This is a genomic window from Candidatus Cloacimonadaceae bacterium (assembly GCA_030693415.1).
Taxonomy (GTDB): Bacteria; Cloacimonadota; Cloacimonadia; order Cloacimonadales; family Cloacimonadaceae; genus JAUYAR01.
The window spans coordinates 1-14,196 of sequence record JAUYAR010000158.1 but is presented as its reverse complement, the minus strand read 5'-3'; the positions used below and the strand labels follow the sequence as shown (position 1 = coordinate 14,196).

Sequence of the window (14,196 nt, the reverse complement as noted above, 5' to 3'; positions counted from 1 at the left end):
GCAGCCCATCAACTGCTCGATGTCCTGGAGCAGGGCAAGTACAAGTCCATCCGGGACATCGCCCAAGCAGTCGGCAGATCAAGACAGTGGGTCTATATCTACCTTGAAGCCCTGGCATCCATCGAAGTGGTCGATCTGAGGAACTATGTCTATGTGGTTATCTCCCGCAAGAACGTTCCCAAGATCGGCAGAAAAGTAATCAAGGGTATCCTGAAAATGCTGCGTGGTCTCAACAGCCTCGGCGGTCACAGGATAATAAACTAACAACCAACCCCAGCAAACGAGGGTATTACTATGACGAAAGAACAGAGAGAACGCTACCTCCGGCAAGATATCCATGCCATGAGAGTGAAGAAGTTCAAGTGGTCGGAAGATGACCTGAAAGGACTTCTCAAGTACTTAGGTCTGGGTGACTCACTAACAGCCCTGGATGAACTGATCCTGACCGAACTGAAGCTGATCCTGATGCGGGTCCGCCTCACCAACAAGCCTGATGAATATACCTATGACAACCAGGGGATGTACATGCATTCCCTGATGAAAAAAGCCAAATGGGACGAGTATAAGCTCAGAACCTTCCTGATCACCCACTATCGCAAGAGCCACTGGAACCTGCTATCCAAAGACGAACGCAGAGCCGTAATCGCCATGCTGCAGAACTACATCAAGAAAGCTTTAGTCAATGAAGACGAAAACAACTCAACTGAGAATAGAAACATGAATAAAAATCACAAGGAGACATCTAATGGACACCCCCAAGACTAAGAAAACCGCCGACCGCACCAAGACTGACGCAAACGGACAGAGCATCCCCATCTCGATTATCAAACCGGAAATAATCAAGCAGGATACCGTAGTGACCAAGACCATCGAAAGAGCTAAGAAACTGCAGGATCGCATCATCAAAGACAAAGCCAAGCTCTTTGAGGAAGTGGAGCTTTACCTGGAAGAGGTAGCCGAGAAGAATGGACTGGAATGGAAAGGCAATGCCATCCTCAATAGCTTTGATGGACAGTGCCGGGTGGAGATCAGGTTCAAAGAACGCATCCAGTTTGGGATCGAACTCCAACTCGCCAAGCAGAAGATCGATGAGTGCCTGAAGGAGTGGTCAGCCGACTCTAACGTCAACCTCAGAGCCATCATCAGCGAAGCCTTCCAGGTGGATAAGAAAGGCGAGATCGCCAAGTACTGTATCCTGCGCCTGCGTAGATACAACATCAAGGACCCGGTCTGGAAGCAAGCTATGGAGCTTATCGACCAGGCAATCCAGGTTGTATCCACCAAGCAGTATATCACCTTCTATGAGAAAGATGAGTCCGGACAGCAGCGTCAGATCGTGCTCAACTTCAGCAACCTATAAAAGAATGATTGGTATCCTAATGCAACTGGACTTGAACAATCCCAAGGAGTATGAAACATGGCACCTATGAATACTAACACAGCAGAGGAGCTGATCCCCATGAGTATCTTCAATGATGAACGCAACTACCGCACGGATGAGATAGCTGATATCCTCCGGGTTGACCGTTCCAGTGTTTATCGCTGGATACGGGACATCGCCAATCCTCTGCCTGCTTTCCGTACCAAAGAGAATGGTCAGCTGCGCTGCAAAGGCAGAGACCTGAATGCCTATCTGGACAGACACAAGGTAAGACCTGAGTATGAGTAATGCACTCGAGTTCCGCATCAAGCGGGACAACTGCAAAGATGCTTATCTGAATGGTAAGACCGACCCACTCGAACTGGCGGTGATCTTCGGTGTTTCCGACATCACCGTCCGCAAGTGGATCAAGTCCGGTAAGTGGGATGAGCTGTTCAAGGAAGAGCGCAAGCTTGACCATGAGATCAGCTTAGCCCGCAAGAAGGCTCTCATTCAGGCACTTCGTGAGTATGCCAAGAACCCGGCAGACACCGCTCTGCAGAGCCTGGTAAGCTTAATCAAACAGAACCAGAAAGACTCTGAGCCTGCCAAGGAACTGAACGACTACATCGTGCGCTTCCTGGATCAGGTAACCGACTTCATGATCGAGAAGGGTCATGAGACTATGTTGAAACAGTTCCAAGGTATAGTCTTAGACCTTGCCGAGTATTTAAGAGTCAGAAATGGATAATTATACAGCCACGGACATGGTTGCCTCCATACAAGCCTCCAAACCAGACCTACCTACCCTCCAACCCGACCAAGCGGAGCTGTCGCCTCCGGCTCCGCACTTTCATGAATACCCTCCTGTAACAGGTTATGTCTAAGAAGTTCATTCAGCGACATAACAAGGCACTGGCGGAGATCGCATCAAAAACGATCTCCGTCTTGCCTTTTATAGACGATACTCCTGAAGCTAAGTCCGACAGGATCAAGAGAACCACCGGAGAAGGCTGGGATGCTTTCTCATTCTTCTGCCATACCTATTTCCCGCATATCTTCCCGCTACCTTTTTGCCCAGCACATGAGACTATGTTCGATGAGACTGATAAGGGCTCAGGCATCATCGGCATTACCGGTTTTCGTGGGCTGGGCAAAACGGTACTTATGGGAGTGGTCTATCCTATCTGGAGGATCATCAAAGGTGAACGCTATGTGATCCATACAGCCGCAGACGTAGATCTGGCACAGGAACGCACAGCCTTCACCTTACATGAGTTGCAGAACAATAAGCGGCTCACAATGGACTATCCTGAGCTGCAGCCAGTGGATGCCTTTGACCTCGACTTCTATCTCAAGAACAAAGCCAGGATCAGAGCACGTTCAATCAAGCAAAGCCATAGAGGTACTATCAATCCCAAGACAGCCAAGCGGCCTGGACTGATCGTCTGTGATGATATCGATAAAGAAGAGAACATGGGTAACCAGTCCATCGGTACGAGACGCATGGAGAAGATTACCCAGGAGCTTGCCGGGGCACTCTCACCTGAAGGAAATGGCAAGATCATCTGGCTTGGTAACCTGGTACATCCCAATTACTCCATCTGCCAGTTTCAGGAGCTCATATTAGGCGAAATGCGAGCAGATAATCCAGAATTAGACGTTACCTACCAGATTGCATTAAAGACGCACCAAAAGGCGATATTGCGCTTCTCTCTCGAAGATATGCAGGGGAAGTCGATCTGGGAGGAGCAGTATCCTACTGCCACTCTGCCAAACCTGCGAGCCAAGTTCGGGCATACCGGATATCAGAGGGAGATGCTTGGACAGCCTGTAATCGAAGGCAACATCTTCAAGAATCACTGGTTCACCAAGTACCGGACACTGCCCGAGCCTTCCAATATGAAGCGGGTCTGGCTCTATGCCGATCCTGCCTGGGGAGAGAAGGGTTGTTACAAAGCTGTCATCTCCATAGGCTATGATGGTAATCGGTTCTATGTTATCCATGTCTGGATACGACAGACTGAGAACACCAAGTTCTTCAGATACTACTATGATGCCTATCAGGAGCTTGATCGAATCTACAGAGTTAAAGCCAGGGCTGCTTGTGAAACCACTTACGGTCAGGCTCGCATCCTTGCCGACTTTGACAGATGGGCTACTGATAACCAGCTGCCACCTATATCACACAGAATCAAGCGCATCGATAACAAGGATAACAAGAACCTCCGCATCGAGAGAACCGAGACTATCATCGAGACAGCCAAGATATTGTTTCCCAATGGTCAGGACACACCAACCCTTATCAGTCAGTTCCTCACCTATCCAGATGGCTACATCGATGGCTGTGATGCTCTGGCAGGATGCTTAGAACGCTTCTCCGAATACGATATCGGCAAGAACAGGGTCAAAGTCCGGAGGTTCTCTTTCTAATGAACTACTATGATCAGCTCATGCTTGAATACTACCGGGTCCTCAATAATGCCTGGAAGACCGAGATCAGAGATGCGACCCGACTTGCCATCCAGATGTTGAGTGATATGCCCCGAGCCGAGAAGCTCAACAAGGACTCCATAGATAAGCTTTTGGACATCATAAACACCCGGTTGGGAGATGACTTCACAGCACTGGTCAATGAGCCCACCAAGGCGATAATAGACCGTTGTGTGCGGCTCGGACTGAGGGACACCCAAGTGCAAGCCCCGAGCAAGACCAGCATCGGGCTCTGGGGTATTGAAGATCAGCACTTATCTTCCACCATTCAGAAGCAGCAATTGTTCTGGATAGGTAATCACTTTGAAGCCGACATCAGACAGAACTTCGCAGATGTGCTATCCACAGCCATCGAGCAGGGCTATACGAAAGAAATGCTTGCCGATACTCTCAAAGACCAGTTCAATGACCTCGCCAACCGATCATCCCACTACTGGCAGGGATTAGCAGAGCATACCGCACTGAGAATCAGGGAGTTCGGAAGGCTGCAGGGCTACAAGAAAGCCAAAGCCAGATACTACAAGCTCGTGGTTATCCTGGATGACCGCACCAGCGATATCTGCCGGGCATTGGCTGCACAGGATAATGTCTATCCGCTTAACGATGCAATCGAGGTGATGGATAATCTCATGGCTCTGGATACCAAGTCCAGCAGCCTGGATGATGCCCGGGAATACATCAAAGCACTCGCACCCTGGGTCAAGGACGATCAGATCGAATACGACTCAGAGATGAATCCAATCGGTGTCTCAGGAGCACATACTCCGTTCCCACCGTTTCATTGGAAGTGCAGGACGACTACTAACATTAGTATTTAGGTAACATCACCTGAATAAATGTGATCTTTCTTATCGGTAATATTCTTGACCATTAAATCAAAAAACCTTAATGTGTTGTCCAACTTTCGATATACATCAGTTCTGGTAGGCTGTTTACAGAAAATGTCAGTCAAGGCTTCTCTTAGTTTTGGAAGTGTATCAATATTCGTATCAGACTTATCATGACCAAATATATCGAACCACGATATGTAGTTTAACGCATACAAGTAGTTGTATTTATGGCTGTCTTCTTTGAATGGTATTGGGTATTTGATATGAAAATTAACATATATGTTGGCATTTCCAAGTGTTTCCACTATCAATGAAGCTGAGGGGGCTAGATGACAACCCATCCAATCAGCTTTTTCAAACCATTGAGAAGCTTCATCAATTGCTGGTCCCACTAGTACATTGTTTTCCAAGTAGAAATCCCCGTATGTTATTACCCCTCTGAACAGCCAGTTTCTTGTTAAACCTGCATAAATGACTTTACATATTACTTCTTCTATTGATGCAATAACAAGATTTCGTAGGTAGTAATTTTCCATCTCTTTGTTTTTGAATATGGGTTCAGTGGTAATAATGATAGTGTCAGAGAAGGCAGCCATCCTTGTCTTAAAGAATAAGCCATTTTCTTTACCAGCCCATCATGATTATCCTGAAATTTCTCGACGAAATTTGTTATCACACGATTCAGATCATGATACCCTTTAACGATCTCATATAAATCATATTGATCACCCATACCCTTAGACCCTAATCTATCTAAGAAAACAACAACCCCGTTACAATACCTTAGGCCATCATATTTCATTATCATCTTTATCCCTTTACACCCCAAAAAAGCGATATCTTAAAGCTCATACACATGTTTGGTTAACTAATTTGATGCAAGAATCTCGCATAACCGATTAATATTCTAAATGTGTTTTTAACGCATCATCGATCTTTTTGAAGAGAGTGTTTTGCATATATGCACCCCACCCTGTTGTTAGCAAAGTTGGCCAGAACACAAATAAACCAATCCCAACACCTGCAGCCTTGTCCATCCAAGTTGCCCCACCAATTTCTGTGATCAAATCATCCCCTTCAGCGTGCAATTTGACTGAAGCTGCGATATCTAATCCTAGTACTTTCTTATACCATGCAGGTGGTTTTCTTCCTTGAAGAATTATCTCGCCGGGATTTTCAAATTTCTGGATATCTAATCCCTCAGATCGAAACACTTGTAAAACTGTGTTGGCAGCACTTGGTAGTCGTCCTCCCTTACCCCTGTAAAGTCTTTTTTTTGCCGTTTCACTCTCTGCGTTTGGGTGTTGTAAGTTGTTTTGATTGTGGTACTGGCTCATTATAGACTTACCACATTCTTCGCAAAACTTCGTGCCAGCCTTGTTGTCATTTCCACAGTAAGGACATGTGACTTCAGTAGCTATAGAGAAACCACAATTGTTACAAAACTTTGCACCTTCTGAAATTAACTCATTACATTTAGGGCAATTCATTCAATACCTCCAATATATTCATTGTAATAACTCGCTTGGCTTTTAGCCACTATATCTATCATATAATGACTTTAGCAACAAACTACTGTTACAACATTCCTGAGTATCCTAGTAAGATGTTAAGGTCACGATAAGAATTACGATACCAATTACTGCGAGTATTGATATAATCCAAATTAGGGTGGGGGGCATACCGAAGGGATTCCATACCGCTTGGTGAGCTAGTTTTTTTGCCTCTTCGTAGTCACCTCTACTGTTTGCTTTGCTAGCCTCGCTGCATTTGATTAATGAAAAAATGCCAATAATCGAGGGAACGATTGTTACAGTAACAATTCCTGCAACTATAGCTAAAATAGCATACCAGTAGGGTGGTTTTATCTCTTCTCGATGTGTGTATCCTGTCTTAGATACAGAGAATTGCATAGATTGGTTGCTGGGTTGTGAAATACGATATGAGCTTTGCACTGGGTGGGTATCACTTCCCATTATTGAACCACACCCTCCACAAAATCTAGCCTCATACTTATTTGAGTGACCGCAGTTAGGGCAAACATGATCTTTAACTGAAGAACCACACTGGTTGCAGAATTTGGCGTTTTCAGATACCTCGGCATTACAATTTAAACACTTCATATTACCTTCTGTTATTTAATACTCACTGCATCACTTTTTCTGGTTATTTTATTCTCGGTGCTTTTCTATCATCGCGATCGACTGATTCACTATAAGCAGATTCATATTTTTGCTTATGGGTAGTCAATACCTTGGAAATCTGTCCTCTTGAGTAGAGTTCCCGAGATGAAATTCCTATTTCCTTAACCTGGAACACTACAAAACTTTCGATGATCTGATTGAAATCCTTGACAGCCTCATCAGCATCAATAATACTTTCTTTAAATGCATATTCTTTCAATGCCTTAACTATTTCCAAAATATCATGTTCGAGAACAGAATAGTTGTTAACAGATTGCTGATATTTTGTCCAATCTGTGTTTAAATCCTCGAACTGCTTTTGAAGTCTGTGTTGTTCATTATCATGCTCAGCTGCTTTTTTATTGAATGAAGGAAGCACTTTGTCATCGATATATATAGATAGTTTGTTAACATAAAGATCCCACTTACCCTGGTGCACAGCAAGTCCATTATTATAAGCATCTACTTGTTCATTATTGATTCGATTATCGTTGTCCCAAACAGCGCTATCATTATTTAATCTTGCTCTCTCATTAGATCCTGCGTCAAGATTGTCATCAAACCAGCGTTTTATTCCAAACCAGTTATCATTATACTCATTCCACCTGTTCATAAGGCTTGCATAACGGTTATTTAACACACTAGTGTTGTTATTGATAATCGTGAGCATTTCATTAAACTTACTGTCAGCTTTGATAAGTGAACTCATTTCTGCCCGGAATGATTTCCTTTCTCTTTCAATATCTTCAGGTACAGATCCCCAAAAGAATAGACAATTCACATTATCAAGAACGTTCTCAAGACCATATGTGGGATTCTCCATAGAGTAATTCCATTTTTCAATAGCTTCTTCATATTTAACTGAAGCCTCTAACCACGAGTTCACATCATGGTTGTAAGAGTTTATTCTGCTTTCAAACACTGATATCTTATCTTGAACCCCTTGTCGAATACCGGCAATATCGGTTGCAACTTGTGTTAGTTTGAAGAATGTTATTTTCTTTTTTGTTGCTTCGGCTTTAGGTATTACTTGATCGCGAAAATATTGAACGACTGCTTGTAAACCACTCTCTTTATAGCTGTTAACATCTTTGTTAAGAGCAAGCTTTGAAGATACGGGAAACACAACCTCAGTATAGGGTTCTATAGCTCTTTTCAACGATTCAATAACATATTCCTTTGAGTTATCAGTATCTTCAGAATCGATATTTAGATTGTCGATTTTGTTGATAATGCCTATAGGCTTATTGTACTTGCAGTGTTTTTCGATTAGATCAAAAGTAGTCTGTTTTTCAGTCTGATTTGCATCGAATAGCCAGATGATTGTTTCGGAGTAAGAGATAAAATTCGCTGTAATGTCTGTATGTTTTTCCAAATGTGAGTTAAACCCGGGAGTATCTGCAATGTCAATTTTTGCAAGCAAATCGTTATCTATAGTCACTTGGACATAATGAATATCATCCAATATGCGATCTTCACTCACAAATCTTTCTACTGTGAAAGTGTCTATTTTATCAAGTGGGTGAGCCTCTGTTTTCCCATTAAGAAAATGAACAATTAACTGTCGGTTTTTACCGTATTCAATTTTCGTGATTGTCGCAGTAGTAGGCTTTATCTTCATGGCAAGTAGCTTCTCTCCAAGAAGAGCATTAATGAAAGTGGATTTACCTGATGAGAACTCACCTAGTACGGTTACAAGCAGCTGCGAGTCTAGTGTTTCTTTTATTACCGCCAGTTTTCCTTTAATAAGCTCAACATCTATATCCTTCAGGCGAGTCAAAGCCTTGATCAACTCTTCGATGAGTAACGTATAACTTAATTCTTTATTCTTCAATATCGATTTTCTTGTGCGGGGTGCTATTTTCTTAATTTCGTATGATCCATTATCTTGAGATTGAGCTTTGACCTTTTTAGTAGAAGTGCTCTTTGTCTTCGTTGATCTGTTACTATCAGGAATCGAAAACGAGTAGTATCTAATACTTAACACAATCAGTGATAAGACATACACTATAGCGATATACAGAAGATAGTTACCTCCTATGTGTCTTCCAAATAGGTTTACTGAGATGATGGTGTTTTCAGGATATGATGAGACAATTGGCGTTGAAATACCGTGAAGGAATAAAGCCAATATCAATGCAGGTAAGTCAAATAAAACCGAGGTGATGTTGTTAAAACTTGGTTTTTTAAAACTATACACAATTGAAAATATCTCAAGAATTAGAGTAAGGGCTGCTAACACGATGAACATAACTTTTGCTATAGATAAGTACTTGTTGAAAATAAACATGAGAGATATGGCAAAACATAGAAGCGTAAATACGAGCCCTATAACAAATGGCGTTTTAGAATCATCTTCGTCCAATGCAGATGTATCATAAGTTGTTGAAAAGTTGATAAAATAAGCCAATAATAATGGGAAAATGAAACCTGAATAATAATAAAGAAAGTGATTATTGTTGAACTGTCTTGAAGCTAATATAGTAAATACGGATGCCGTAATCAGCCCTAAAGAGCTTAACGTATCTAAGAAATTATATTTGCCCAACCTTGGTTTTCTAAAAAAACTGATTAACAAGCAACAGATTAGGATACAGATGGAGACACTAAGCATAGTCCACATAATATTTACCACATTTCCAATTAAAAACCAGTCAGGGTAAAGTCAGGTATGTTTTTTATGTTGAAGTCCATACCTCCAAAGATGTTGTCTTGTGACGAAGCAATCAGTTCATTGTTATTATTGAATACAACCTGCCCACCAAAGATATTCTGTAACGAGTGTCCTACTCGGCTATTATCCTCATCGTACAAATCTACTCCCCCATGAATGTTCTCATGGGTTGATCCAACTAGTCCGCTACCATGTTCGTGAATATCTTCCCCACCAAAGATATTCGGCATTGTGTTGCCAATAGACTGACCACTGCCATCGAACAATTCGCTTCCACCAAATATGTTGTCATGAGTGCTAAGCACTAGATCATTACTGTCATCGTAGTAATCTTCTCCACCAAATATGTTGTCCATACTGTGAATACTGTCGAATAAAGAGAATAGTGACATTATGAGACCTCCATCTCTTCTAATATTTTATTGATCTTTGTTTTATATTCAATCAACTCCGCCATTCTTGCACTTGCTTCGTCTTTATCATGCGCTTTGCTGGCTATCCCTGACTCAAGTTCATCCTTGATGCCGTTCATTGTTGTCTGAAATTCTCTATCCAATTCTGAGATGAAGTGAGTAAATTTATGTTGAATCTCTTGGGTAAACCCATTGTAGTATCTTTGATAGATTTCCTGAAGAATACCTGGAATATTGCGGTGTAACTCCGAGCGTTGTTTTTCGATCTCTTCATTCATCCATTTTTCGCCTAGAAATCTCTGGCCAATCGACCCACCTCCAATCACTGCCATCAAAGCTGGATATCCAATGCCTCCAGTCGCTATAGTCGCCAAGATGCCCAGCGATGCAGCACCTATTAAAAATGATTTTTGCTTTATATTTTTGATCCTATCATTTTTATTTGCCGATGGGTTCATAGGTATTAAGCCTTCAATTAGAGATGCGTCTTCGACAGTACCAATTATGCTACTAATGATAGGCTTTTTAGAAAAATGCTCAGTGAATCCAGAGATTGCCTTTTGTTGGATACTGTTACTGTATTGACTTATCTTTGGTTGTGTGGACTCATGCCATAGATTCAAGTGTTTCTTTATTATGAACGGGATGTCTCGTTCAGCGAATTCAGTCAAATCACCCCGAGCTCTTTCAATCTGGTATGTAAGGTTTTCACTCAGCTCTTGGATTGATTTTAAGAGAGAACTCTCAACGTTTCGTTCAAGTGTTGATACATTGTCTCTAACATATTGAATAAGCCTAGCAAAGTGTTCTCTCAGCAATACATCTTCAATATCTAGTTGTTGTACTGCAGTTATTAATTGCTTTTCGCTTAACTGATACTGAGTTATTGCAAAATCAATGTCGTCAGTTAAGAGAGCGATTAACTCCTGCAATTGCATCTTAAGTCTATCAATTTTCGTTCTGACTTTCTCAGGACCGGTTAAAAATTCCTTTAAGTCAGATGTAAAGGACTCTACCCTAGACGCCTTAATCAATTCTTTATCATGTAACATTATGCCTTTCAGGGCTCGAATTGATGAAATTGGGTAAACTTTAAAATCATCAGTCTTTATGACATCCTTGAGTTGCTTTTTTATTTCTGTGATTGATTCGTTGACATCACCGTCAGATAATTCATCTATTCTATTGATTAGGAAGAACACTTTTTTGACCTTGTTGCCCAAAACATGGGTTTCCAAGAATTCTTTCTCGGTAGATTTAAAGGGCGTTGAGGCATTCATGAGGAATAAAACAGCATCACTATTAGGAAGGTAACCATATGTAATTGTTAGTCTTTGTTCGTTTATGTCATTAACGCCTGGAGTATCGACTAGAACAGTTCCATCCTTCAGATAAGATATAGGATACCCAACGCGAACATATTTCACTGAAGAAGCATCAAAGGCTTTGAGAGCAGTATAATCCTGAAAAGCATCAGATGTAAAATCTATCCTCTCAACCTCTCCAGAGGTTTTGTGTATTTCTATTACTGGTTCTTTTGAGTAGTGAATAATGTTTATCGTAGCTGTTGTAGGCCGAATAGACGTGGGTATTACATTACAACCCATGATGGCATTAATCAGAGTAGATTTACCACGATTAAACTCGCCTACAACAGTAACAATAAACATATCATCACTGATAGCTTGTCTATACTTCTGTATTTTTTCTGCTGTGTTGTTATAAGACAAGTGCCTCGCAATCTTTATCAATACTTCTGATTTATCCAACATCATTGCTTTAAAGTCATCATAACTCATTTCATAGTCTCCTGAAAATCTCGTATTTGGGTTGCAATATCATATAAACTTTTGATCTCAAGTCTGTACCTGTTTTTTTTGTCTTCAATTAATCTCTCTGCTTTCTTCCTATCCTGCTGAATCGAGGTTATACTGTCATTTATTCCCTGAAACAGAATATTCATTTGTTCAGCCAGTTGGGTTGTGTATTCTGACAATTGCTTGTCAATCATTGCATTGAACTGTAACAAGCTATCCCATTTATAATCCTCAATTTTTGAGGTTACTTGGTTGCTTATGCTAGTCAGAGCTCTTTGTCGTATGTTTTCCTCACCCAGTTTCGAGAATACAAACGCTCCCAACCATCCTACTAAAACTGCAACAGGTCCTAATAGGTAACCAAGTGCGAATCCAACTGTTACACTCATTCCTTTTGATGGAACATAAGTTGGAGTTATATCTGTCGTAATCTGAATAGGTTGGTTAACAACTAAGGAAGGTTCAGATTGAATAACCAGTTTCTTTTTTATAAAGTCAATATCATCTAAAAAATACTTGTACTTTAAGCTGACTTCTTCGTTTAAATGATCAATTTCGCTCTGCAAAACGCAGTTAATATTGAAATTAGAGTTCATTAGATTTTCTTTGATTATGCTGGGTAAATCATTCTTAAGGTTGTCTAAGTCCTTTTCCCATTTTTCTATGATTGATGCGATGTTATTGTTCAACTGAGCATAACTATTTGATGCTGACAATGCAACCTTGTTTTTAATAACGGATTTTCTTTGGCTAATGTAGTCAATAGTTTCATTTAGTGTAATTTTTGCTTGATCGAATTTAGGTTTGAGTTTTGAAATTTTATCATCGAACTCTTCAGCAGAAAACTCAAGTCCCTGTAGCCGAATATTTACGCTATCAATCAGATTTTGAATAGTTTCATGCAACATTATAACAGTAGGGTAGTAATACTCGTTAAGCATCGAGTCAGACAGCAAAAAACTTTCTAGCTGCTTGATAAAATCTTGGAATCCAGACGCAATTAAGTCACCTTTATTGGCCATATCGGCACTCATTGGATAAACATCAATTTCGGTGGTGCAGTTCAGTTCTTTGGCTAGTTCTTCTTTGAGGTAAGTGATTACTTCTTCTCTTTCGTCTGCTTCATCTACTAGATCAATCTTGTTGGCAACAAAAAACACTTTTCTAATGTAGTTTTTAATTAACCGTAAGTAGTGTCTTTCAGATTTTGACAGTGGTTGTGTCGGATTGAGAAGAAATATACAAGCATTTCCATTAGGAATGTACTCGAGAGTGACTCTTTCATGATGAGATTTAGTGGAAGCCAGCCCAGGTGTATCAAGAATCTCAACTGAATTCTTACAATATTCACTAGGAAAGTATATCTCAACTAGTTCGATAGATTGAGAGAATTTATCAGCATCCTCATCTAATGAAGTAGTATACTTCTTCAGCTCGTTAATACTAATTTCTCTAGTTTTTGTGTGGTTCGATGAATCACTAAGAAAATGGAGTATTACTCTAGGCTGATCTGCGTATTTTACTATGTTTATAGTTGCAGTAGTTGGTTTTACAGCGACAGGGATTATTTTCTGCTTCAGAATAGCGTTTAAAAAAGTAGATTTCCCTGAACTGAACTCTCCCAAAACCAAGATTTTAAATTTCTCTTCGACTAACTTCGTTCTTTGTAAATGAAGATTTTTCTTATAAGCTGCCAGTGGATTGTTTTTAGAATTTACATCATTATCCAACCCTAACACCTTATCAGCTGAATCTACTGCACTTTGGACTGAGTCAACTAGATCTATCAAAGCGTTTTTTTTCTTCTGAAATGACACTAAATCTCTTAGCATGTTTACCTACCATGAACCGAGTATCTGACTAGAGATACTAAGCAACAAAACCTTTTTTCCATTTGTTCTACCATAAATCCTATGATTAAGAAAATCATAATATTGTCAATGCAAAAATGTGTCGCATCCTTATGCATCCGTATTTGTGTTAATACAGGGTAGTGGCTTCCCTTGCTCCAGAGACAGTATCAATACTACTCGCAAGGAGATAAGATGGAAGCCAAACTGCTTGAACGCATGAAAGAACAACTGGTTAGACATGAAGGTCTAAGGCTTAAGCCCTACAGGTGCACAGCAGGTAAATTAACCATCGGAGTGGGGCGCAATCTGGATGATTGCGGTATCACTCAGAAGGAAGCCTATGTCCTCTTAGAAGACGATATTCTGCTATGTGAGAGGCTAATTCTGGCTGAGATCCCAAAAATCTATCTTCAGATTGATGAGGTACGTAAATCGGTGCTGCTGAACATGTGTTTCAACTTGGGTATTGGTGGTCTTATGGGCTTCAACAACACCCTGGCTTTTATAGCTGCCGGAGACTGGGAACGGGCTGCCAATGGTATGCTTGCTTCCATGTGGGCAAAGCAGGTCGGT

16 protein-coding genes are annotated in these 14,196 nt (G+C 40.9%); 9 read left to right on the top strand and 7 right to left on the bottom strand.

The genetic code is table 11. The features are described from left to right. The 8 genes from Q8M98_10070 to Q8M98_10035 form a co-directional block, all read left to right on the top strand. Positions 1-264, top strand: a 264-nt coding sequence (locus Q8M98_10070) for a hypothetical protein (GenBank protein MDP3115101.1), incomplete at its 5' end; no start/stop codon positions are given. 30 nt (positions 265-294) lie between these two features. Beyond that, positions 295-765: a hypothetical protein gene (locus Q8M98_10065; protein ID MDP3115100.1), complete on the top strand. Its 471-nt coding sequence runs from the start codon at positions 295-297 to the stop codon at positions 763-765. Next, the gene (locus Q8M98_10060; protein ID MDP3115099.1) at positions 746-1,360 is read left to right on the top strand and encodes a DUF3164 family protein; all 615 of its coding nucleotides are present in this window, start codon (positions 746-748) and stop codon (positions 1,358-1,360) included. Before Q8M98_10065 ends, Q8M98_10060 begins: the two co-directional genes overlap by 20 nt. Positions 1,361-1,417: 57 nt before the next feature. After that, positions 1,418-1,669 (top strand): helix-turn-helix domain-containing protein, encoded by a 252-nt coding sequence (locus Q8M98_10055; GenBank protein ID MDP3115098.1) that lies wholly within the window; start codon positions 1,418-1,420, stop codon positions 1,667-1,669. Beyond that, positions 1,662-2,111: a hypothetical protein gene (locus tag Q8M98_10050; protein ID MDP3115097.1), complete on the top strand. Its 450-nt coding sequence runs from the start codon at positions 1,662-1,664 to the stop codon at positions 2,109-2,111. Before Q8M98_10055 ends, Q8M98_10050 begins: the two co-directional genes overlap by 8 nt. Beyond that, the gene (locus Q8M98_10045) at positions 2,104-2,247 is read left to right on the top strand and encodes a hypothetical protein (protein ID MDP3115096.1); all 144 of its coding nucleotides are present in this window, start codon (positions 2,104-2,106) and stop codon (positions 2,245-2,247) included. The genes Q8M98_10050 and Q8M98_10045 overlap by 8 nt, the downstream gene beginning before the upstream one ends. Continuing rightward, entirely contained in the window at positions 2,240-3,793 is a 1,554-nt protein-coding gene (locus Q8M98_10040; protein MDP3115095.1) for a hypothetical protein, read from the top strand. Before Q8M98_10045 ends, Q8M98_10040 begins: the two co-directional genes overlap by 8 nt. Continuing rightward, positions 3,793-4,671, top strand: coding sequence for a hypothetical protein (locus Q8M98_10035; protein ID MDP3115094.1), 879 nt, complete (start codon positions 3,793-3,795; stop codon positions 4,669-4,671). Before Q8M98_10040 ends, Q8M98_10035 begins: the two co-directional genes overlap by 1 nt. Here the strand turns inward: Q8M98_10035 and Q8M98_10030 are convergent. The 7 genes from Q8M98_10030 to Q8M98_10000 all read right to left on the bottom strand — a co-directional run bounded on the left by Q8M98_10030 (position 4,668) and on the right by Q8M98_10000 (position 13,602). Further along, positions 4,668-5,279, bottom strand: coding sequence for a hypothetical protein (locus Q8M98_10030; protein MDP3115093.1), 612 nt, complete (start codon positions 5,277-5,279; stop codon positions 4,668-4,670). The two genes, Q8M98_10035 and Q8M98_10030, sit on opposite strands and share 4 nt — an antisense overlap. 303 nt (positions 5,280-5,582) lie before the next feature. Beyond that, a complete protein-coding gene (locus Q8M98_10025; GenBank protein MDP3115092.1) occupies positions 5,583-6,173 on the bottom strand; it encodes a zinc ribbon domain-containing protein in 591 nt (196 codons plus the stop codon). Positions 6,174-6,281: 108 nt separating this feature from the next. After that, a complete protein-coding gene (locus tag Q8M98_10020; GenBank protein ID MDP3115091.1) occupies positions 6,282-6,659 on the bottom strand; it encodes a hypothetical protein in 378 nt (125 codons plus the stop codon). A gap of 190 nt (positions 6,660-6,849) precedes the next feature. After that, the gene (locus Q8M98_10015; protein ID MDP3115090.1) at positions 6,850-9,414 is read right to left on the bottom strand and encodes a dynamin family protein; all 2,565 of its coding nucleotides are present in this window, start codon (positions 9,412-9,414) and stop codon (positions 6,850-6,852) included. Between the two features lie 95 nt (positions 9,415-9,509). Beyond that, positions 9,510-9,932, bottom strand: coding sequence for a hypothetical protein (locus Q8M98_10010; GenBank protein ID MDP3115089.1), 423 nt, complete (start codon positions 9,930-9,932; stop codon positions 9,510-9,512). Continuing rightward, on the bottom strand, positions 9,932-11,752 hold the full coding sequence (locus Q8M98_10005) for a dynamin family protein (protein ID MDP3115088.1): 1,821 nt from the start codon (positions 11,750-11,752) through the stop codon (positions 9,932-9,934). Before Q8M98_10005 ends, Q8M98_10010 begins: the two co-directional genes overlap by 1 nt. Continuing rightward, a complete protein-coding gene (locus tag Q8M98_10000) occupies positions 11,749-13,602 on the bottom strand; it encodes a dynamin family protein (protein ID MDP3115087.1) in 1,854 nt (617 codons plus the stop codon). The genes Q8M98_10005 and Q8M98_10000 overlap by 4 nt, the downstream gene beginning before the upstream one ends. A gap of 213 nt (positions 13,603-13,815) precedes the next feature. Here Q8M98_10000 and Q8M98_09995 point away from each other — a divergent pair. Continuing rightward, on the top strand, positions 13,816-14,196 hold a 381-nt coding region (locus Q8M98_09995; GenBank protein MDP3115086.1), incomplete at its 3' end, for a glycoside hydrolase family protein.

Coding starts and splice junctions, on each gene's coding strand:
- Q8M98_10065 (MDP3115100.1), top strand. CDS start 295: ATGACGAAAGAACAGAGAGAACGCTACCTCCGGCAAGATATCCATGCC.
- Q8M98_10060 (MDP3115099.1), top strand. CDS start 746: ATGGACACCCCCAAGACTAAGAAAACCGCCGACCGCACCAAGACTGAC.
- Q8M98_10055 (MDP3115098.1), top strand. CDS start 1,418: ATGGCACCTATGAATACTAACACAGCAGAGGAGCTGATCCCCATGAGT.
- Q8M98_10050 (MDP3115097.1), top strand. CDS start 1,662: ATGAGTAATGCACTCGAGTTCCGCATCAAGCGGGACAACTGCAAAGAT.
- Q8M98_10045 (MDP3115096.1), top strand. CDS start 2,104: ATGGATAATTATACAGCCACGGACATGGTTGCCTCCATACAAGCCTCC.
- Q8M98_10040 (MDP3115095.1), top strand. CDS start 2,240: ATGTCTAAGAAGTTCATTCAGCGACATAACAAGGCACTGGCGGAGATC.
- Q8M98_10035 (MDP3115094.1), top strand. CDS start 3,793: ATGAACTACTATGATCAGCTCATGCTTGAATACTACCGGGTCCTCAAT.
- Q8M98_10030 (MDP3115093.1), bottom strand. CDS start 5,279: ATGGCTGCCTTCTCTGACACTATCATTATTACCACTGAACCCATATTC.
- Q8M98_10025 (MDP3115092.1), bottom strand. CDS start 6,173: ATGAATTGCCCTAAATGTAATGAGTTAATTTCAGAAGGTGCAAAGTTT.
- Q8M98_10020 (MDP3115091.1), bottom strand. CDS start 6,659: ATGGGAAGTGATACCCACCCAGTGCAAAGCTCATATCGTATTTCACAA.
- Q8M98_10010 (MDP3115089.1), bottom strand. CDS start 9,932: ATGTCACTATTCTCTTTATTCGACAGTATTCACAGTATGGACAACATA.
- Q8M98_10005 (MDP3115088.1), bottom strand. CDS start 11,752: ATGAGTTATGATGACTTTAAAGCAATGATGTTGGATAAATCAGAAGTA.
- Q8M98_10000 (MDP3115087.1), bottom strand. CDS start 13,602: ATGCTAAGAGATTTAGTGTCATTTCAGAAGAAAAAAAACGCTTTGATA.